Source organism: Piscinibacter defluvii (genome assembly GCF_004011805.1).
In the GTDB taxonomy this organism is placed as follows: Bacteria; Pseudomonadota; Gammaproteobacteria; order Burkholderiales; family Burkholderiaceae_C; genus Piscinibacter; species Piscinibacter defluvii.
Genome location: NZ_RCHJ01000022.1, coordinates 57,782 through 78,267, shown reverse-complemented (window position 1 = coordinate 78,267; position 20,486 = coordinate 57,782). Strand labels below are relative to the sequence as shown.

General features: G+C 69.1%; 18 protein-coding genes. 4 read left to right on the top strand and 14 right to left on the bottom strand.

Translation table 11 applies throughout. The annotated features are described in order from the left end of the window. Position 1: 1 nt before the first annotated feature. The 14 genes from D9C15_RS26845 to D9C15_RS26780 all read right to left on the bottom strand — a co-directional run bounded on the left by D9C15_RS26845 (position 2) and on the right by D9C15_RS26780 (position 14,778). Positions 2–661, bottom strand: coding sequence for a phosphoribosylanthranilate isomerase (locus D9C15_RS26845; protein ID WP_128001926.1), 660 nt, complete (start codon positions 659–661; stop codon positions 2–4). After that, positions 658–1,440, bottom strand: coding sequence for a tRNA pseudouridine(38-40) synthase TruA (gene truA, locus D9C15_RS26840; RefSeq protein ID WP_128001924.1), 783 nt, complete (start codon positions 1,438–1,440; stop codon positions 658–660). The genes D9C15_RS26845 and truA overlap by 4 nt, the downstream gene beginning before the upstream one ends. Positions 1,441–1,480: 40 nt before the next feature. Continuing rightward, positions 1,481–4,207, bottom strand: a complete 2,727-nt coding sequence (locus D9C15_RS26835; protein ID WP_240668609.1) for a motility hub landmark protein FimV — start codon at positions 4,205–4,207, stop codon at positions 1,481–1,483. 242 nt (positions 4,208–4,449) lie between these two features. Next, a complete protein-coding gene (asd, locus tag D9C15_RS26830; protein ID WP_128001922.1) occupies positions 4,450–5,577 on the bottom strand; it encodes an aspartate-semialdehyde dehydrogenase in 1,128 nt (375 codons plus the stop codon). 91 nt (positions 5,578–5,668) lie between these two features. Then, complete coding sequence (gene leuB / locus D9C15_RS26825; RefSeq protein WP_128001920.1) at positions 5,669–6,769, bottom strand: 3-isopropylmalate dehydrogenase; 1,101 nt, start codon at positions 6,767–6,769, stop codon at positions 5,669–5,671. A 16-nt stretch (positions 6,770–6,785) separates the two neighbouring features. Further along, entirely contained in the window at positions 6,786–7,430 is a 645-nt protein-coding gene (gene leuD, locus D9C15_RS26820) for a 3-isopropylmalate dehydratase small subunit (RefSeq protein ID WP_128001918.1), read from the bottom strand. A gap of 23 nt (positions 7,431–7,453) precedes the next feature. After that, positions 7,454–8,875, bottom strand: coding sequence for a 3-isopropylmalate dehydratase large subunit (leuC, locus tag D9C15_RS26815; RefSeq protein WP_128001909.1), 1,422 nt, complete (start codon positions 8,873–8,875; stop codon positions 7,454–7,456). A gap of 97 nt (positions 8,876–8,972) precedes the next feature. After that, the gene (locus D9C15_RS26810; protein WP_128001907.1) at positions 8,973–10,283 is read right to left on the bottom strand and encodes a citrate synthase; all 1,311 of its coding nucleotides are present in this window, start codon (positions 10,281–10,283) and stop codon (positions 8,973–8,975) included. Positions 10,284–10,311: 28 nt separating this feature from the next. Further along, positions 10,312–10,614, bottom strand: a complete 303-nt coding sequence (locus D9C15_RS26805; RefSeq protein WP_128001905.1) for an FAD assembly factor SdhE — start codon at positions 10,612–10,614, stop codon at positions 10,312–10,314. Between the two features lie 29 nt (positions 10,615–10,643). Further along, positions 10,644–11,348: a succinate dehydrogenase iron-sulfur subunit gene (locus tag D9C15_RS26800; RefSeq protein ID WP_128001903.1), complete on the bottom strand. Its 705-nt coding sequence runs from the start codon at positions 11,346–11,348 to the stop codon at positions 10,644–10,646. An 8-nt stretch (positions 11,349–11,356) separates the two neighbouring features. Beyond that, positions 11,357–13,147 carry a succinate dehydrogenase flavoprotein subunit gene (gene sdhA / locus D9C15_RS26795; RefSeq protein ID WP_128001901.1) on the bottom strand — a complete coding sequence of 597 codons (1,791 nt, stop codon included), beginning with the start codon at positions 13,145–13,147 and terminating at the stop codon, positions 11,357–11,359. Between the two features lie 5 nt (positions 13,148–13,152). Beyond that, positions 13,153–13,515 (bottom strand): succinate dehydrogenase, hydrophobic membrane anchor protein, encoded by a 363-nt coding sequence (gene sdhD / locus D9C15_RS26790; RefSeq protein WP_128001899.1) that lies wholly within the window; start codon positions 13,513–13,515, stop codon positions 13,153–13,155. Between the two features lie 14 nt (positions 13,516–13,529). Then, entirely contained in the window at positions 13,530–13,952 is a 423-nt protein-coding gene (sdhC, locus tag D9C15_RS26785; protein ID WP_128001897.1) for a succinate dehydrogenase, cytochrome b556 subunit, read from the bottom strand. 85 nt (positions 13,953–14,037) lie between these two features. Then, positions 14,038–14,778: a GntR family transcriptional regulator gene (locus D9C15_RS26780; protein WP_240668608.1), complete on the bottom strand. Its 741-nt coding sequence runs from the start codon at positions 14,776–14,778 to the stop codon at positions 14,038–14,040. 177 nt (positions 14,779–14,955) lie between these two features. Here D9C15_RS26780 and D9C15_RS26775 point away from each other — a divergent pair, with 177 nt between their 5' ends. From D9C15_RS26775 to acnB, 4 genes are all read left to right on the top strand, one after another. After that, positions 14,956–15,942: a malate dehydrogenase gene (locus D9C15_RS26775; protein WP_128001894.1), complete on the top strand. Its 987-nt coding sequence runs from the start codon at positions 14,956–14,958 to the stop codon at positions 15,940–15,942. 7 nt (positions 15,943–15,949) lie between these two features. Further along, the gene (locus tag D9C15_RS26770; protein ID WP_128001892.1) at positions 15,950–16,954 is read left to right on the top strand and encodes an HpcH/HpaI aldolase/citrate lyase family protein; all 1,005 of its coding nucleotides are present in this window, start codon (positions 15,950–15,952) and stop codon (positions 16,952–16,954) included. Between the two features lie 160 nt (positions 16,955–17,114). Next, entirely contained in the window at positions 17,115–17,603 is a 489-nt protein-coding gene (locus tag D9C15_RS26765) for a hypothetical protein (protein WP_128001891.1), read from the top strand. A gap of 222 nt (positions 17,604–17,825) precedes the next feature. Beyond that, positions 17,826–20,429: a bifunctional aconitate hydratase 2/2-methylisocitrate dehydratase gene (acnB, locus tag D9C15_RS26760; RefSeq protein WP_128001890.1), complete on the top strand. Its 2,604-nt coding sequence runs from the start codon at positions 17,826–17,828 to the stop codon at positions 20,427–20,429. The last annotated feature ends 57 nt before the right edge of the window (positions 20,430–20,486 follow it).

Below are 20,486 nucleotides of genomic sequence, written 5' to 3'. Positions count from 1 at the left end.
CTCAGGTCTCGGAATCGGCGATGCGGGCATCCGCCTCGCGCACCGCCTCGCAGAACCGGCGGATCAGCGCGGCATCCTTGATGCCCTTGGCCGCTTCCACGCCGGAGCTCACGTCAACGGCCCAGGGCCGCACCCGAAGAATCCCTTCGATCACATTTCCGGCATGCAACCCACCAGACAAAACGACCGGACGGGGCACGTTGGCGGGAATGACGGACCAATCGAAGACCTTTCCGCCGCCGCCGTAGCCCTCGACAAAGGCGTCGAGCAGCAAGGCATGGGCGTCGTGAAACCGAGCCGCGAAGTCTAACAAATCGAACCCCGGCGCCATCCGGGCCGCCCGCAGGAAGGGTCGGGCGGCGGCGCGGCAGGCCTCGGGCGACTCGTCGCCGTGGAACTGCAGCAGCAGCGTCGGGATGGCGCCGGCGACGGCAGCGATCGCGTCCGCCCCCGCATTGACGAACAGCCCCACCGGGGTGACGAACGGGGGCAGCCGCCGCGCCAGTTCGGCCGCGCGCCCCGGCGTCACCGCACGCAGGCTCTTCGCATAGAACACGAAGCCGACGGCATCGGCGCCGGCCTCGACGGCCGCATCGACATCGGCCTCGCGCGTGAGGCCGCAGATCTTGATGCGGGTGCGGGTGGAGATGGGAAGGGTCACGGCAGCCAGTCCAGCGCCGCCGAACCGTCGGGCAGCGCGAGGCCGGCATCGTAGTACGGGCCGACGAAGTACAGGCCGTCCGGGGAGAAGGTCGGTGCGGCGATGCGCCGGTCGCGCGCGGCCAGCACCTCGCCCATCCAGGCCACCGGGCGGTTGCCTGCACCCACGGCCAGCAGGCAACCCATGATGTTGCGCACCATGTGGTGCAGGAAGGCGCTGGCGTCGAAGTCGAAGCGCCAGTAACCGCCGCGCCGGTGGATGTCGAGGCGGCGCAGCGTCTTCACCGGCGAGGCGGCCTGGCACTCGGCAGCGCGAAAGGCCGAGAAATCATGCTCGCCGATCAGCAGTGCCGCGGCCTCGCGCATGCGATCACCGTCCAGAGACCGGAAGCTCCAGCCGGCCAGGCCGGCCTCGAGCGCCGGGCGCACCGGCGACTCGCGCAGCACATAGGCATAGCGCCGGCCGAGTGCGCTGTTGCGGGCGTGGAAGTGCTCGCTGACCGGCCTGCACCATTGCACCGCGATATCGTCGGGCAGGAAGCGGTTGGTGCCGCGTACCCACGAGAACGGCTCGCGCTCGATCTCGCAGTCGAGGTGGATCACCTGGTTCAGCGCATGCACGCCGGCGTCGGTGCGCCCGGCGCACATGGTGCGCAGCGGCGTGGCGGCGAACTCGGACAACGCCCGCTCGAGCGCGTCCTGCACGGTGCGGCCGCCGGGCTGGCTCTGCCAGCCCTGGTAGGCCGTGCCGCGGTAGCCGATGCCGAGCGCCAGCCTCATGCAACGCGGGGCGCGCCACGATGGCGCGCCCGGGTCGGGCTCAGGCGAGCTGCTCGAGCATGCCCTGGGCCTTGGACTTCAGCGAGCCAGAGGCCTTGGCGATCACTTCCTGCAGCAGGTCGCGCGCACCTTCCATGTCGCCGATCTGGCGGAACTCCTCGGCCAGCTCGAGCTTGCGCGCCAGCGGGTCGGCGTTCGGGTCGTCTTCCTCGAAGCCCGACATGACGTCGTCGCCGAAGGCCGACGGCACGGTGCGCGGGCCGCTGCTGCTGCCGCTGCCGGCCGGTTCCGCGCCCGGCAGATCGAGATCGAGCGAGATGCCGGCGAGGTCAAATTCCACCGAGGCCGGGGCCGCCGCCGGAGCCGCCGCCGGGCTCGGCGATGCGCCGAGGTCGGGCAGCATCAGGTCGGCCGCCGAGGTATCGAAGTCGAGCGTGTTGTCCAGGGCCGGCGCCGCCTGCGGGGCCGCCGCCGGCGGGGCCTGCGGGATCGTCTGCGGAACGGTCTGGGTGATCGTCTGCGTCGTCTGCAGCGAGGCCGGCGCGGTGGGGATGGAGGCCTCGTCCGGGCCGGCGAAGTCGAGGTCGAGGTCGACATTGGACGGATCGACGGTCGGCTGCGTCACCGTGGTCGGGTTGTACTGCGAGGGCGACGGCAGCACCGATTGCGGCATCGTGCTCGCGCCCAGCGGCTCGACCATCTGGCCACCCGCCGCCACGCCGCCGGCCGGCGCGCCGCCGGGCTTGTAGAGCGGGTTGTCCGGGTCGATCTGGGCGCCGAGTTCCTGCGCCTTGGCCCAGTCCTCGCCCTGACCCTGCGTCAGCGAGTACAGCTGCGTGGCCAGCAGTTCGAAGCCCTTGGTGTCGCGCCGCTTGGCGTACACCTCGAGCAGCTTGGTACGGATGGCCATGCGCTCGGGGTTGCTGCGCATCGCCTCCTTCAGGATCTCCTCGGCCTGCAGGTCGCGACCGTAGGCGAGGTAGACGTCGGCCTCGGCCACCGGATCGACGTCACCGATCGCGTCGAGCTGGCTCAGCGAGTAGCTCATCGACGACGAGGTGCCGCCGGCATCACGCGTGTCGATGCGCTGGCCGCCGCTCGCGCCGAAGAACGAATCCGGCTGCAGGCGGCTCTCGAGGAACGAGGTCTCGCCGCTGTCCTTCTTGTTGCGCTTGGTGAAGCGGTAGATGCCGAAGCCGGCCAGCAGCGCGATCAGGCCACCGCCGAGCGCCAGCGCCAGCGGGTTGTCGTCGAGCAGCGAGCCGAGCAGCCCCGGCTCCTCCTTGGCCGTCGCCGGCGCGGCCGGCGGGCGCGCAGCAGGCGCGGGGGCCGCCTGCGGGGCCGACGCGGCCGCAACCATCGGGGCCGGTTGCGACGCGGCCGCCTGTTCCGCGGCAACGGGCGCCGAAGCAGGCGCGGCCGCCACGGTCGTGGGCGGCGGGGTCGGCGCCGCCGCCGGTGCGGGCGCCGGAGCCGGTGGTGGCGGCGGCGGCGGCGGGGGAGGAGGCGGGGGCGGCGGAGGCGGCGGGGGTGCCGGTGGCGTCGCGGCCACCGGGGGCGTCGGCAGCGGCGGCTTGGTGACCGCCGGAGTGGTCGGCGCAGGTGCCGGCGCGGCTGCGCCCGGCTTGCCGGTCTCGGCCGCCGCCTGCTGGCCGAGCTTCTTCAGTTCCTCGACGTTCTTGGACAGCTCCGCAACGCGCGTCGAGGTGTCCTTCCGCTCGGCGCTCTTGGCGATCTGGTCCTCGGCCGTGGTGCTGCCACCCGGCTTGGTCAGCTTGAGCTTGTCGGGCGACGGGGCGGCGGCCTGCTTGCGGTCCTGCACCTCGGTCTGGACCGTGCCGGTGGCCTTCTGTGCCGGCCCGTCGGAACGTGTGGTCGGCACCGCGCCGGCCAGCTTCTGCCGGTAGGCGTTGAAGTCGGCGCTCTGGGCCTGGATGACCTGGCGCGCTTCGCCGGCGGCCACCGACTTGGCCTCGTCCGCGCTCGGCACGGACAGCACCGAACCGGCCTTGAGCCGGTTCATGTTCTCGCCGACGAACGCGTCCGGATTGGCCCGGAACAGCGACACCAGCATCTGGTCGAGCGAGACGCCCGGGCGCTGCGTCTTGGCCGCCACGCGCGACAGCGTGTCGCCGGCCTTGACCTTGTATTCGTCGGCGCCTGGCGCACTCGGCGTGGTGGGCATGGCCGGTGCCGCGGCGGTGGCCGGCGCGGCTGCCGCACGCGGCTCGCGCGCCGGACGCGGTTCCGGGGCTGGGCGTGCGGGGCGCGCCGCCGGCTCTGCGGCCGGCGCGGCGGCCGCAATGCTCGGCGCGGCCGCCGGGGCAGGCGCCGGCGGTGCCTTGGCCACCACCGGTGGGTCGAACAGCATCGTGTACTCGCGCACCAGGCGGCCCGAGGACCACGAGATCTCGAGGATCACGTCGACGAAGGGTTCCTGCACGGCGCGGTCGCTGGACAGGCGCAGGTAGGGCCGCCCGTCGGCACGGCGCTGCAGCGATACCGCGGTGCCCGGCAGGACCGGGTTGTAGTCCACGCCGGCGGCGCGGTACGACTCGGGCGGCGCCACCTTGACTACCAGCCCGGCCGCCTCTTCCGGCGTCAGGCTGGTGACGTCGATCTCGGCGCGCAGCGATTCACCCAGGGCCGACTGCACGGAGAGCCTGCCCAGACCCAGCGCGTACGCATTCGATGCGGCCAGCCACAGCGCGGCGGCCGCCACGCCGGTCAGGGCAAAGCGCCCCGAGAAGGTCGAGTTACGTTTCAAGGCGTCTCCCAGAAGGAACGTGCAGGACCGACAGCAGGCCCGCCAATGTCGACATCGTCACCCGCGCAGAACATGCGCATCTCTCGAGAAAAGGGTGGAAACCACAATAACATCAAGAGGATACCGATACAAGCTCATGCATTGGCTGACGTTCGCAGGGACTCACGTTCCGTGCATTTCCGCGTGAATTTTGTGGCAGTGCGCCAACGTGCCGCAAATGGACACGCGGAAATGGGTCCGGATCAGGCCTCGACGAGGATGCGCAGCATGCGCCGCAGCGGCTCCGCTGCCCCCCAGAGCAACTGGTCGCCGATGGTGAACGCGCCGACGTACTCCGACCCCATGGCCATCTTGCGGATGCGACCGACCGGGATGCTCAGCGTGCCGGTCACCGCCACCGGCGTGAGTTCCTTCATGCTCGCCTCACGGGTGTTGGGCACCACCTTCACCCAGGCGTTGTCGGCCGCGATCATGGCCTCGAGGTCGGCCACCGGCACGTCCTTCTTCAGCTTGAACAGCAGCGCCTGCGAGTGGCAGCGCATCGCGCCGATGCGCACGCAGAAGCCGTCCACCGGCACCGCGGCGCTGCCGAAGCCCTCGCCCTGGCCGAGGATCTTGTTGGTTTCGGCGCCGCCCTTCCACTCCTCGCGGCTGACCCCGTTGCCGAGGTCCTTGTCGATCCAGGGGATCAGGGAGCCGCCCAGCGGCACGCCGAAGTTGGCCGTCTCGGCCTCCGACAGCGAACGCTGCTTGCCGATGATCTTGCGGTCGATCTCGAGGATGGCGCTCTTCGGATCGTCGAGCAGCGGCCGGACCTCGGCGTTGAGCGTGCCGAACTGCGTCAGCAGTTCGCGCATGTGCTGCGCGCCGCCGCCCGAGGCGGCCTGGTAGGTCATCGTGTTCATCCACTCGACGAGCCCGGCCTTGTAGAGCGCGCCCACGCCCATCAGCATGCAGCTGACAGTGCAGTTGCCGCCGATCCAGTTGCGCCCGCCCTTGGCCAGGGCGTTCTTGATGACCGGCAGGTTGACGGGGTCGAGGATGATGACCGCGTCGTCCTTCATGCGCAGCGTCGAGGCCGCGTCGATCCAGTGGCCGTTCCAGCCGGCGGCGCGCAGCTTGGGGAACACCTCGGAGGTGTAGTCGCCGCCCTGGGCGCTGATGATGATCTCGCAGCGCTTCAGCGCCTCGATGTCGAAGGCGTCCTTCAGCGTGGTCTCGTTCCTGGCCATCGCAGGGGCCTTGCCGCCCGCGTTGCTGGTGCTGAAGAACACCGGCTCGATGTGCGCGAAGTCGCCCTCGGCCTGCATGCGGTCCATCAGCACGGAGCCGACCATGCCGCGCCAGCCTACCAATCCCGTCAGTCTCATCGTCGTCGCCCTTTCAAGTCACAGTCGTGGAAACCTGTTCCGCCCGGCTCGCTTCGCCGGGAGAGGATGGGCGAGACGAACCGGAGCCGGACTAGCTCTTGGTAATGGTTTTGGCGGTGGTGCCGGACAGCGCGGCGACCACGGCGTCGCCCATGGCGCGCGTGCCGACCTTGGTGCAACCGTCCGACCAGATGTCTGCCGTGCGGTACCCCGCCGCCAGCACGGACCGGACCGCCGACTCGATGCGGTCGGCAGCCTCGGGCTGGTTCAGGGAGAAGCGGAGCATCATGGCCACGGACAGGATTGTAGCCAAGGGGTTTGCAAGATCCTTACCGGCGATGTCCGGCGCACTGCCGTGGCTGGGCTCGTACAGGCCGCGGCCCGACTCGTTCAGCGAGGCCGAGGGCAGCATGCCGATCGAGCCGGTCAGCATCGCCGCCTCGTCGGACAGGATGTCGCCGAACATGTTGCCGGTGACCAGCACGTCGAACTTCTTCGGTGCCTTGACGAGCTGCATCGCGGCGTTGTCCACGTACATGTGCTCGAGCTCGACGTCCGGGTACTGCGCGTGCACCTCGGTGACCACGTCCTTCCAGAACTGGAAGGTTTCCAGCACGTTGGCCTTGTCGACGCTCGTGACCTTCCTGTTGCGCTTGCGCGCGGCCCGGAAGGCGACGTGCGCGATGCGCTCGATCTCCGGGCGCGAGTAGCGCATCGTGTCGAAGGCCTCGGGCGCGCCCTTGAAGGCGCCGTCCGGCGCCTCGCGGCGGCCGCGCGGCTGGCCGAAGTAGATGTCGCCGGTCAGCTCGCGGATGATCAGGATGTCCAGCCCGGCCACCAGCTCGGGCTTCAGGCTCGACGCATGCGTCAGCTGCTCGTAGCAGATCGCCGGACGGAAGTTGGCGAACAGGCCGAGGTTCTTGCGCAGGCCGAGGATGGCCTGCTCGGGGCGAAGCGCACGCTCGAGCTTGTCGTACTTCCAGTCGCCGACGGCGCCGAACAGCACCGCATCGGCTTCCTTGGCGAGCTTGAGCGTCGCCTCGGGCAGCGGGTGGCCATGCGCCTCGTAGGCGGCGCCGCCGACAGCGGCGGTCTCGGTCTCGAACTCGAGGTCGAGGCAGCCCAGCACGCGCTCGGCCTGCGCGACGATCTCGGTGCCGATGCCGTCGCCCGGCAGGATGGCGATCTTCAAGACGGGATCCTTGTTCTCAGAGCGTGTGGGCGAGCCAGGGCTTCTTCAGCAGCCGCTCGGCCTCGAAGGCGCGGATCTTGTCGGCGTGGCGCAGCGTCAGGCCGATGTCGTCGAAGCCGCCGAGCAGGCAGTACTTGCGGAAGGGCTGCACCTCGAAGCCGATCTCGGTGCCGTCGGGCTGGATCACCACCTGGCGCTCCAGATCGACCGTCAGCCGGTAGCCGGTGAAGGCCGCCACCTCGTCGAACAGCCGGCTCACCGTGCTGTCGGGCAGCACGATCGGCAGCAGTCCGTTCTTGAAGCAGTTGTTGAAGAAGATGTCGGCGAAGCTCGGCGCGATGATGACGCGAAAGCCATACTGCTCCAGCGCCCAGGGCGCATGCTCGCGCGAGGAGCCGCAGCCGAAGTTGCGCCGCGCCAGCAGGATCGAGGCGCCCTGGTAGCGCGGCAGGTTCAGCACGAAATCGGGGTTGGGCCGGCGCGAGGCCGGGTCCTGGCCCGGTTCGCCGTGATCGAGGTAGCGCCACTCGTCGAACAGGTTCGGCCCGAAGCCCGAACGCTTGATCGACTTGAGGAACTGCTTGGGGATGATCGCGTCGGTGTCGACGTTCTCGCGGTCGAGCGGCGCGACCAGGCCCTGATGGACGGTGAAGGCTTGCATGGCGGAATCCTGTTCGCGGGGCGTCAGGCGATGCGCCGCACGTCGACGAAATGGCCTTCGATCGCGGCTGCGGCGGCCATCGCCGGGCTGACCAGGTGGGTGCGACCGCCAGCACCCTGGCGGCCTTCGAAGTTGCGGTTGCTGGTGGAGGCGCAGCGCTCGCCGGGCTCGAGGCGGTCGGCGTTCATCGCCAGGCACATCGAGCAGCCGGGCTCGCGCCACTCGAAGCCGGCCGCCTTGAACACCTCGTGCAGGCCCTCGCGCTCGGCTTGCGCCTTCACCAGGCCCGAGCCGGGCACCACCATTGCGAGCCGCACGTTGCCGGCCACGCGCGCGCCGAGCTTGCGCACCACGGCCGCGGCCTCGCGCAGGTCCTCGATGCGGGAGTTGGTGCACGAGCCGATGAACACCTTGTCGATGCGGATGTCCACGATCGGCTTGTTCGGCTCCAGGCCCATGTACTGCAGCGCGCGCTCGATCGCGCTGCGCCTGACCGGATCCTTCTCGCGCTCGGGGTCGGGCACGCGGTCCTCGACCGACAGCACCATCTCCGGCGAGGTGCCCCAGGTCACCTGCGGGCGGATCTGCGCGGCGTCGAGATCGACCACCTTGTCGAACGCCGCGCCCTCGTCGGAGTGCAGCGTGCGCCAGTAGGCCGCGGCCTGCTCCCACTCCAGGCCGGTGGGTGCGAGCGGGCGGTTCTTCACGTAGGCGAGCGTGGTCTCGTCCACCGCGACCATGCCGGCGCGCGCCCCGGCCTCGATCGCCATGTTGCAGACGGTCATGCGGCCTTCCATGCTGAGCGAGCGGATCGCCGAGCCGCCGAACTCGATCGTGTAGCCCGTGCCGCCGGCGGTGCCGATTCGGCCGATGATGGCCAGCACGATGTCCTTGGCGCCGCAGCCCGGCGCGAGCCGACCCTCGACGCGCACGAGCATGTTCTTCGCCTTCTTGGCCAGCAGCGTCTGCGTGGCCAGCACGTGCTCGACCTCGCTGGTGCCGATGCCGTGCGCCAGCGCGCCGAACGCGCCGTGCGTGGAGGTGTGCGAGTCGCCGCAGACCACCGTCATGCCCGGCAGCGTGGCGCCCTGCTCGGGCCCGATCACGTGCACGATGCCCTGGCGCTTGTCGAGGAAGGGGAAGAAGGCAGCTGCGCCGAAGGCCTTGATGTTGGCGTCCAGCGTGGTGATCTGCTGCTTGGAGATCGGATCGGCAATGCCGTCGTAGCCGCGCTCCCAGCCGGTGGTCGGCGTGTTGTGGTCGGCCGTCGCGACGATCGAGCTGACGCGCCAGGGCTTGCGGCTGGCCAGGCGCAGCCCCTCGAAGGCCTGAGGGCTGGTCACCTCGTGCACCAGGTGCCGGTCGATGTAGAGCACCGCGGTGCCGTCGTCCTCGGTGTGGACGACGTGTTCGTCCCAGATCTTGTCGTACAGGGTGCGGGCCATGGCGCGGCGCTCGACAGCGGAAAGCGCTGATTTTACGGGCATGAAGAAGGCCCCGGCGCTTGCGCGGCGGGGCCCGTGGCGCAGGGTGCGCGCGGTCTCAGCGCTGCGAGATCGGCTTGACGTCGCGGCGCGGCGAGCCGTGGTAGAGCTGGCGCGGGCGGCCGATCTTGTACTCGGGGTCGCCGATCATCTCGTTGAGCTGGGCGATCCAGCCGACCGTGCGCGCGAGCGCGAAGATCGCGGTGAACAGCGAGACCGGGATGCCGATCGCGCGCTGCACGATGCCGGAATAGAAGTCGACGTTCGGGTACAGCTTGCGGGCGACGAAGTATTCGTCTTCCAGCGCGATCTTCTCCAGCGCCATCGCCAGCTTGAACAGCGGGTCGTTGCCCAGGCCGAGCGCGCCCAGCACCTCGTGGCAGGTCTCGCGCATCAGCTTGGCGCGCGGGTCGTAGTTCTTGTAGACCCGGTGGCCGAAGCCCATCAGCTTGACGTTGGAGTTCTTGTCCTTCACCTGCTTGATGAACTCGCCGATCTTCTCGACGCCGCCGTTGCGCTGGATCTCTTCCAGCATGTTCAGCGCCGCCTCGTTGGCACCGCCGTGCGCCGGGCCCCACAGGCAGGCCACGCCGGCGGCGATGGCCGCGAACGGGTTGGTGCCCGACGAGCCGCACAGCCGCACGGTGGAGGTGGAGGCGTTCTGCTCGTGGTCGGCGTGCAGGATGAAGATGCGGTCGATCGCACGCACCAGCACGTCGTTCGGCTCGTACTCCTCGCACGGCGTCGCGAACATCATGCGCATGAAGTTCGCCGAGTAGGACAGCGAGTTCTTCGGGTACATGTAGGGCTGGCCGATGCCGTACTTGTAGGCCATGGCCACCAGCGTCGGCATCTTCGCGATCAGGCGGATCGCGGCGATCTCGCGGTGCTTCGGGTTGTTGATGTCGGTGCTGTCGTGATAGAAGGCCGACAGCGCTCCGACCAGGCCGGTCATCACCGCCATCGGGTGCGCATCACGCCGGAAGCCGCGCAGGAAGAACTGCATCTGCTCGTTGACCATGGTGTGGGTGGTCACGAGCTTCTTGAAGTCGGCCTGCTGCTGCACGTTCGGCAGCTCGCCGTACAGCAGCAGGTAGCAGGTGTCGAGGAAGTCGCAGTTGGTCGCCAGCTGCTCGATCGGGTAGCCGCGGTACAGCAGCTCGCCCTTGTCGCCGTCGATGTAGGTGATGGTCGACTGGCACGAGGCGGTCGAGAGGAAGCCCGGGTCGTAGGTGAACTTGCCGGTCTGGGCGTACAGCTTGCGGATGTCGATGACGTCGGGGCCGATCGAGCCCTTGAACATCGGCAGGTCCATGCTCGGGCTGCCGTCCGAGAATGACAGGGTGGCTTTGACGTCAGACGGTGTCATGGGCATTCCTTGAAGAGCGGTTGGAAGGTCAGTCCGGGCTCGTCTGTGCGGCCCTTGCATATTCGGTGCCCGGCGTGCGCAGCAGGCGAAGCACCTCGATCACCTCGTCGCGCGCCAGCGCGCCCTCGGGCTCGCGGCGGCGCAGCAGCAGGTCCAGCAAGTCGTTGTCGGGCAGCTCCATCAGCGCCGCCAGGCCCGCGGCCTGGTGCACCGTGACGGACGGATGCCCCGCGAAGAAGCGCTCGACGAACAGGTCGTTCTCGAGCAGGCCGCGCCGGCAGCGCCAGCGCAGCCGCGAAAGCTCCCGGGCATCGATCAGGGCGTCGGACATGCGCGGGACCTGCTGCGGGGCTCGGGAGATCAGACGGCCCGGCGGACCATCAGCTCCTTGATCTTGCCGATCGCCTTGGTCGGGTTCAGGCCCTTCGGGCAGACGTCGACGCAGTTCATGATCGTGTGGCAGCGGAACAGGCGGTACGGGTCCTCGAGGTTGTCGAGTCGCTCCCCGGTGGCCTGGTCGCGGCTGTCGGCGATGAAGCGGTAGGCCTGCAGCAGGCCGGCGGGGCCGACGAACTTGTCCGGGTTCCACCAGAAGCTCGGGCAGCTCGTGCTGCAGCTCGCGCACAGGATGCACTCGTACAGGCCGTTCAGCTCGTCGCGCTCCTCGGGCGACTGCAGGCGCTCCTTCTCGGGCGGCGGCTCGTCGTTGACCAGGTAGGGCTTGATCGAGTGGTACTGCTTGAAGAACTGCGTCATGTCCACGATCAGGTCGCGGATCACCGGCAGGCCGGGCAGCGGCTTGAGCACCACGGTGTCGGGCAGCGTGCGCATGTTGGTCAGGCACGCCAGGCCGTTCTTGCCGTTGATGTTCATCGCGTCCGACCCGCACACGCCCTCGCGGCAGCTGCGGCGGAAGCTCAGGCTCGGGTCGACCGACTTCAGCTTCATCAGCGCGTCCAGCAGCATGCGCTCGGACCCGTCGAGTTCGATCTCGAGGGTCTGCATGCGCGGCTTCGCGTCGGTGTCGGGGTCGTAGCGGTAGATCTGGAAGGTGCGCTTGGCCATGGTCGTGCTCAGAAGGTCCGCACCTTGGGCGGGATCGATTCGGCGGTCAGCGGCTTCAGGTTGACCGGCTTGTAGTCGAGGCGGTTGCCCTCCTTGAACCACAGCGTGTGCTTCATCCACTCGGCGTCGTTGCGGCCGTTCGGGTGCTCGGGCGTGTCGGCGTAGTCGTTGACGGTGTGCGCGCCGCGGCTTTCCTTGCGGGCGGCCGCGGAGATCATGGTCGCCAGCGCACACTCGATCAGGTTCTCCACCTCGAGCGCCTCGATGCGCGCGGTGTTGAAGACCTTGGACTTGTCGGCCAGGTGGATGGCCTTCACGCGCTCGGCGATCTCCTTGACCTTGACCACGCCCTCGTCCATCGACGCCTGGGTGCGGAACACGCCGGCATGCTGCTGCATGCTCTTGCGCAGGTCGTTGGCCACGTCCTGGGCGTACTCGCCGCCGGTGCTCTTCTCGTACTTCGCCAGGCGCGCGCGGGTGAAGTCGGCCGCATCCGCCGGCAGCGGCTTGTGGTTCTTCGTCTTGAGCGCGCTGTCGACGATGTGGTTGCCGGCCGCACGGCCGAACACCAGCAGGTCGAGCAGCGAGTTGGTGCCCAGGCGGTTGGCGCCGTGCACGCTCACGCAGGAGCACTCGCCCACCGCGTACAGCCCGTTGACCACGGCGTTCGCGTTGCCGTCCTTCGGCACCACCACCTGGCCGTTGATGTTGGTCGGGATGCCGCCCATCTGGTAGTGGATGGTCGGCACGACCGGGATCGGCTCCTTCGTGATGTCGACGTTCGCGAAGTTATGGCCGATCTCGTAGACCGAGGGCAGCCGCTTCATGATCGTCTCGGCGCCCAGGTGCGTCATGTCGAGCACGACGTAGTCCTTGTTCGGACCGCAGCCGCGCCCTTCCTTGATCTCCTGGTCCATGCAGCGCGAGACGAAGTCGCGCGGCGCCAGGTCCTTCAAGGTCGGTGCGTAGCGCTCCATGAAGCGCTCGCCCTTGTCGTTGCGCAGGATCGCGCCTTCGCCACGGCAGCCTTCCGTCAGCAGCACGCCCGCGCCGGCGACGCCGGTGGGGTGGAACTGCCAGAACTCCATGTCCTCGAGCGGGATGCCGGCGCGTGCCGCCATGCCCAGGCCGTCGCCGGTGTTGATGAAGGCGTTGGTGCTGGCCGCGAAGATGCGCCCGGCGCCGCCGGTGGCCAGCAGCACGGTCTTGGCCTCGAGGATGTGCAGGTCGCCGGTCTCCATCTCGAGCGCGGTGACGCCGACCACGTCGCCCTCGGCGTCGCGGATCAGGTCGAGTGCCATCCACTCGACGAAGAACTGCGTGCGCGCCTTGACGTTCTGCTGGTACAGCGTGTGCAGCATCGCGTGGCCGGTGCGGTCGGCCGCGGCGCAGGCGCGCTGCACCGGCTTCTCGCCGTAGTTGGCGGTGTGGCCGCCGAACGGGCGCTGGTAGATCGTGCCGTCCGGGTTGCGGTCGAACGGCATGCCGAAGTGCTCGAGCTCGTAGACGACCTTGGGCGCCTCGCGGCACATGAACTCGATCGCGTCCTGGTCGCCGAGCCAGTCGGAGCCCTTGACGGTGTCGAAGAAGTGGTAGTGCCAGTTGTCCTCGCTCATGTTTCCGAGCGAGGCGCCGATGCCGCCCTGCGCCGCCACGGTGTGCGAGCGGGTCGGGAACACCTTCGAGAGCACGGCCACGTTCAGCCCCGCGCGGGCCAGCTGCAGCGAGGCCCGCATGCCGGAGCCGCCGGCCCCGACGATCACCACATCGAACTTGCGCTTCAACACGTTGGCAGCCATCGGATTCAGAGACTCCACAGGACCTGGACGGCCCAACCCAGGCAACCGACCAGCCAGACGATCGTGAACACCTGCAGCAGCAGCTTGATGCCGACCGGCTTGACGTAGTCCATCCACACGTCGCGCATGCCCACCCACGCGTGGTAGGCCAGCGAGACGATCACGACGAAGGTCAGCACCTTCATCCACTGCCGGCTGAAGATGCCGGCCCACTTGTCGTAGCCCAGTTCACCGGGCAGCAGCACCTGCACGATCAGCGCGAGCGTGAACAGCGCCATCAGCGCCGCGGTGACTCGCTGCGCGAGCCAGTCGCGCAGGCCGTAGTGCGCGCCGACGACGGTGCGCTTGGAACCGAAAGTCTGTGCCATCGAATCCGCCTCGTTCAGAAGAACAGCCTGTAGGCCAGCACCAGCGTGATCAGCACCGACAGCACGAGCGTGCCGATCGCCGACTGCTGCCCGAACTCCTTGGTGACCGCGTGGGTCGCGTCCATCCACAGGTGGCGCAGCCCGGCGATCAGGTGGTGCAGGTAGGCCCAGATCAGGCCCAGCACGACGAGCTTGAGGAACCAGCCCGGCAGGAAGCCGACGCCCACCACGAAGGCTGCGCGGAAGCGCTCGTACGAGACCTCCGAGCTGACGCTGACGTCGAACAGCCAGACCACGAAGGGCAGCAGCAGGAACATCAGCACGCCGCTGACCCGGTGCAGGATCGACACGATGCCCGCCGGCGGCAGGCGGTACGCGACGATCTGGGAGACGTGGATGTTGCGGTACTGCGGCCGCGGCTTCAGGGTGTCTGCCATGCCCAACCTTGTGGTGTGGTGGATGTAATCGGCGCGAAACCGAACGATTCTATTGCAGTGCAGCAGGCTTGCATGGCGCTTGCGTTCAGCTCAGTTCGTTGCGGTAGTGGTGGGTGGCCGTGTGGTAGAGACCGCGGCGCAGCTCGACCGGCTTGTCGCCGTAGGTCAGCGACAGGCGCTCCACCGACAGCAGCGGCGTGCCCTCGGGCACCGCCAGCAGCTCGGCCGATTCGCCCTGCGCCGCGACGGCGCGGATCTTCTCCTCGGCACGCACCATGCGCACGCCGAACTCCGACTCGAACAGCTGGTACATCGGTCCGCGGTAGTCCGACAGCCGCTCGGCGGTGAGCCCCTTGAACAGCACGGCCGGCAGCCAGATCTCGTCGAACACCACCGGCGCATCGCGCAGCGACAGCACGCGCTTGACCTGGATCGCCGCATCGCCCGAGCGCAGCCCGAGCGCGCGCGCGACGTCGGCCGGCGCACGCAGGCGGCGGCAGTCGATGAAGCGGCGCGTCGTGCCTTCGCTGACGCCGTCGTCGGGCTGCAGGCGCAGGAAGCGGAACTGGGTCTGCTGCTCGCCGTGCGTCGCGACGAAGGTGCCCTTGCCCTGGCGGCGCACCAGGTGGTTCTCGGCCGCCAGCTCGTCGATCGCCTTGCGCACCGTGCCCTGGCTGACCTTGAAGCGGCCGGCCAGCTCGGTCTCGCTCGGGATGGTCTCGCCCGGGCGCCACACGCCGGCCTGCAGTTCGCGCAGCATCAGCGCCTTGATCTGCTGGTACAGCGGGCTGAAGGCGGGGGTGGGCGGTGCGGCGGTGGTGGCCATGCGGAGCGGGCGGCGCGGTGCCGGAACCGGCATCGTCCACGGGAAACTGACTCATATCTTATAGAAGACATAAGACCTGGGGAAAGCCCTCGCTCCGGGACCGGCTTGCGCCTACACTGGCGGGCGCGATTCCAGAGCACCTCTTCCCCTCCTCTTCCCGCCCTTCCGGAGACCTCCATGAGCAAGAAACCCGTTCGTGTCGCCGTCACCGGCGCCGCCGGCCAGATCGGCTACGCGCTGCTGTTCCGCATCGCCTCCGGCGAGATGCTGGGCAAGGACCAGCCGGTCATCCTGCAGCTGCTCGAAGTGCCGGTCGACGGCCCGCAGAAGGCGCTCAAGGGCGTGATGATGGAACTCGAGGACTGCGCCTTCCCGCTGCTGGCCGGCATGGAGGCGCACAGCGACCCGAACACCGCCTTCAAGGGCACCGACTACGCGCTGCTGGTCGGCTCGATGCCGCGCAAGGCCGGCATGGAGCGCGCCGAGCTGCTGTCGATCAACGGCAAGATCTTCACCGCGCAGGGCAAGGCGCTGAACGACCACGCCAGCCGCGACGTGCGCGTGCTGGTGGTCGGCAACCCGGCCAACACCAACGCCTACATCGCGATGAAGAGCGCGCCCGACCTGCCGCGCAAGAACTTCACCGCGATGCTGCGCCTGGACCACAACCGCGCGCTGAGCCAGATCGCCGCCAAGACCGGCAAGCCGGTGTCCTCGATCAAGCAGCTGGCCGTGTGGGGCAACCACAGCCCGACGATGTACGCCGACTACCGCTTCGCCACCATCGACGGCGCGAGCGTGAAGGACATGATCAACGATCACGTCTGGAACAAGGACGTCTTCCTGCCCACCGTCGGCAAGCGCGGCGCCGCCATCATCGAGGCGCGCGGGCTGTCGTCTGCCGCCTCCGCCGCCAATGCGGCGATCGACCACATGCGCGACTGGGCGCTGGGCACCAACGGCGGCTGGGTCACGATGGGCGTGCCGAGCAACGGCGAGTACGGCATCCCGAAGGACGTGATGTTCGGCTTCCCGGTCACCTGCGCCGGCGGCGAGTACAAGATCGTCGAGGGCCTTCCGATCGATGCGTTCTCGCAGGAATGCATCAACAAGACCCTGGCCGAGCTGCAGGGCGAGCAGGACGGCGTCAAGCACCTGCTCTGACCGAGGCATGGCGACAGGCACGGTCCACCCGCGCGACGCCCTCTTCGACGAGGGCGAACGCTCGCCCCCCCTGCCTGTCTGCGACCACTACTGCGGCGTCGAGGCGCGCATGCGCAAGAGCCTCGCGCTGCAGGCCGAGCTGGGCCCGGTGTTCGACGTCACGCTCGACTGCGAGGACGGTGCCCCGGTCGGCCGCGAGGCCGACCACGCGCGCCTGTGCGCCGAGCTCGTGATGTCGGCCGAGAACCGCTTCGGCCGGGTCGGCGCGCGGGTCCATCCGGTCGGTCACCCGAGCTTCCTGGCCGACGTCGAGACGCTGGTCGGCCGCGCCGGTGAACGCCTCGCGTACCTGATGCTGCCCAAGCCGCGCGGCGTGGCCGACGTGCAGGCGGCCGCCGAGGCGATCGACCACGTGCGGCGCGTGCACGGCATCGAGCGCGCGCTGCCGCTGCACACCCTGGTGGAGACGCATGGCGCGTTGCGCGAGGTGGATGCGATCGCCGCGCACCCGCGCATCGAGTCGGTCTCCTTCGGGTTGATGGATTTCGTCTCGGCGCACCGCGGCGCGATACCGGCCAGTGCGATGGGCGCGGCCGGCCAGTTCACGCACCCGCTGGTGGTGCGCGCCAAGCTGGAGATCGCCGCGGCCTGCCATGCCCACGGCAAGACACCCTCGCACTGCGTGGTCACCGAGTTCAAGGACCTGCACGCGCTGGCGGCCGCGGCGGGGCGCGCGGCGCGCGAGTTCGGCTACACGCGCATGTGGAGCATCCACCCCGACCAGATCCGCGCCATCGTCGAGGCCTTCGCGCCGACGGCCGCGGAGGTGGACCTGGCCATCGAGATCGTGCGCGCGGCGCAGGCCGCCGACTGGGCGCCGATCCGCCACCGCGACACCCTGCACGACCGCGCCAGCTACCGCTACTACTGGCAGTTGCTCGAGCGCGCCTGGCGCACCGGCCAGCCGCTGCCGGCCGAGGTGCGCGAGGCCTGGTTCCACGCCGCCGCTTGAGCCGGCGTCGCGGAGTGTGGCAGGTGCCACATCGGCGCCGCCCTCGACGTATGTACTTGTAAGCGCCGGCGTTGGCGGCAGCAATTGGTTGCAGTCGGGTCCCGGTCGGCCTCATGCTCGCGCTTCCGTCGACCACCACAGGGCCTGCGCCCGCCACGACATGCTGAACAAGACCACCCTCGTGATCGCTGCCGCGCTGAGCCTCGTCGGCACGCTGGCCGTTGCCCAGACCGCGGTGCCGCAGAAGGCTGCCAAGCCGGCGCCGGCCAAGGCCGCCAAGGCCGCGCCCGCCAAGGAAGCCGAGCCGCCGGCCGCCTCGGCCGAGCAGCTGGCCGCTGCGGAACGGGTCTACTACGGCACCTACGAGTGCGAGATGGGCCAGACGGCCACCGTCGCGACCATGCCCAAGTACCCCGGTTACGCCGAGGTGAAGTCCGGCAAGCAGACCTGGCTGATGAAGCCCGTGGCCTCGAGCACCGGCGCGATCCGCCTCGAGGACCTGAAGGAGCGCTTCCTGGTGATCCAGATCGCCAACAAGTCCATGCTGTTCGACAGCAAGACCGGCCAGCGCGTGCTCGACGGCTGCGTCAACGCCAACCAGCGCGAAGTGGCCGCCGCGCTGAAGGCGCAGGAGACGGCGGCCAAGTAAGGCGCCCCGCTCCCGACCGAAGGCCCGCCGCGTGCGGGCCTTTTTCTTGCGTGCCCGGTGCTCGCGACAGGCTGGCGTCAGGCGGGGGCGGGATGCTGGCGCCTAAGTCTTATATAAGATATAAGTCTGGGGGTTTCCCGTAGATTTCGCCGGTCCGCCACTACACTGCCGGCCGACCCCTTCGACCCCCGAAGCCGTCCTGTCCTGCCACCGGAGTCCTCCATGCTGCAAGCCTATCGCCAACATGCCGCCGAACGTGCCGCGCTCGGCATCCCGCCGCTGCCGCTCTCTGCGGCGCAGACGGGCGAGCTGATCGAGCTGATCAAGGCGCCGCCGGCCGGCGAGGAGGCCTTCCTGCTGGACCTGCTGACGCACCGCGTGCCGCCGGGCGTGGACGACGCCGCCAAGGTCAAGGCCTCGTTCCTGGCCGCCGTCGCGCACGGCGACCTCGCCGTCAAGCTCATCTCCAAGGCCAAGGCGACCGAACTGCTCGGCACCATGGTCGGCGGCTACAACGTCAAGCCGCTGATCGACCTGCTCGACGACGCCGAGGTCGCCCCGGTGGCCGCCGCCGCGCTGAAGAAGACGCTGCTGATGTTCGACTTCTTCCACGACGTGGCGGAGAAGGCCAAGGCCGGCAACGCGCACGCCAAGGCCGTGATCCAGAGCTGGGCCGACGCGGAATGGTTCACCTCGCGCCCCGAAGTGGCGAAGAAGATCACCGTCACGGTGTTCAAGGTGCCCGGCGAGACCAACACCGACGACCTGTCGCCCGCGCCGGACGCCTGGAGCCGCCCGGACATCCCGCTGCACTACCTCGCGATGCTGAAGAACACCCGCCCCGGCGCGGCCTTCGTGCCCGAGGAGGACGGCAAGCGCGGCCCGATGAAGTTCATCGACGACCTGAAGGCCAAGGGCCACCTCGTGGCCTACGTCGGCGACGTGGTCGGCACCGGCTCGAGCCGCAAGAGCGCCACCAACAGCGTGATCTGGGCCACCGGCGAGGACATCCCCTTCGTGCCGAACAAGCGCTTCGGCGGCGTCACGCTCGGCGGCAAGATCGCCCCGATCTTCTTCAACACGCAGGAAGACTCCGGCGCGTTGCCGATCGAGGTCGACGTCTCGAAGCTCGAGATGGGCGACGTGATCGACGTGCTGCCCTACGACGGCAAGCTCGTGAAGAACGGTGCCACGGTGGCCGAGTTCGCGCTCAAGAGCGACGTGATCCTCGACGAGGTGCGCGCCGGCGGCCGCATCAACCTGATCATCGGCCGCTCGCTCACCGCCAAGGCGCGCGAGTTCCTGGGCCTGGGCGCCTCCACCACCTTCCGCCTGCCCAAGGCCCCCAAGGACAGCGGCAAGGGCTTCACGCTGGCGCAGAAGATGGTCGGCCGCGCCTGCGGCCTGCCCGAGGTGAATGGGCAACAGCAGGGCATCCGCCCGGGCACCTACTGCGAGCCGAAGATGACCACCGTCGGCAGCCAGGACACCACCGGCCCGATGACGCGCGACGAGCTGAAGGACCTGGCCTGCCTGGGCTTCAGCGCCGACCTCGTGATGCAGAGCTTCTGCCACACCGCCGCCTACCCGAAGCCGGTGGACGTGAAGACGCACCGCGAGCTGCCCGCCTTCATCAGCAACCGCGGCGGCGTCGCGCTGCGCCCGGGCGACGGCGTGATCCACAGCTGGCTGAACCGCCTGCTGCTGCCCGACACCGTGGGCACCGGCGGCGACTCGCACACCCGCTTCCCGATCGGCATCTCGTTCCCGGCCGGCTCGGGCCTGGTCGCCTTCGGCGCGGCCACCGGCGTGATGCCGCTGGACATGCCCGAGTCGGTGCTGGTGCGCTTCAAGGGCCAGATGCAGCCCGGCATCACGCTGCGCGACCTGGTGCACGCGATCCCTTACTACGCCATCCAGCAGGGCCTGCTGACGGTGGCCAAGCAGGGCAAGAAGAACATCTTCAGCGGCCGCATCCTCGAGATCGAAGGCCTGCCGGACCTGAAGGTGGAGCAGGCCTTCGAGCTCTCCGACGCGTCGGCCGAGCGCAGCGCCTCGGGCTGCACGGTGCACCTGAACAAGGAGCCGATCATCGAGTACATGACCTCGAACATCGTGCTCATGAAGAACATGATCGCCGACGGCTACCAGGACAAGCGCACGCTCGAGCGCCGCATCAAGGCGATGGAGGCCTGGCTGGCCAACCCGCAGCTGCTGCGCGCGGATGCCGACGCCGAGTACGCCGCGGTGATCGAGATCGACCTGAACGCGCTGAAGGAGCCGGTGCTGTGCTGCCCGAACGACCCGGACGACGCCAAGCTGCTGTCCGACGTCGCCGGCGCCAAGATCGACGAGGTGTTCATCGGCTCGTGCATGACCAACATCGGCCACTTCCGTGCGGCGTCGAAGCTGCTCGAGGGCAAGCGCGACATCCCGGTCAAGCTGTGGGTCGCCCCGCCGACCAAGATGGACGCCAGCGAGCTGACCAAGGAAGGCCACTACGGCGTGTTCGGCACCGCCGGTGCGCGCACCGAGATGCCCGGCTGCAGCCTGTGCATGGGCAACCAGGCCCAGGTGCGCGAGGGCGCGACGGTCGTCTCCACCAGCACGCGCAACTTCCCCAACCGCCTGGGCAAGAACACCAACGTGTACCTGGCCTCGGCGGAGCTGGCGGCGATCGCCTCCAAGCTCGGGCGCATCCCGACGGTCGAGGAGTACCACGCCGACATGGGCGTCATCAACAAGGATGCCGCCAAGGTCTACCGCTACATGAACTTCGACCAGATCGAGGAATACGCGGAGACCGCCAAGGCGGTGACGGTCTGAAGCGGGCGCTCGCGCTGCTGGCCCTGGCGGCCGGCGGCGCACTGGCCCAGCCGGCGC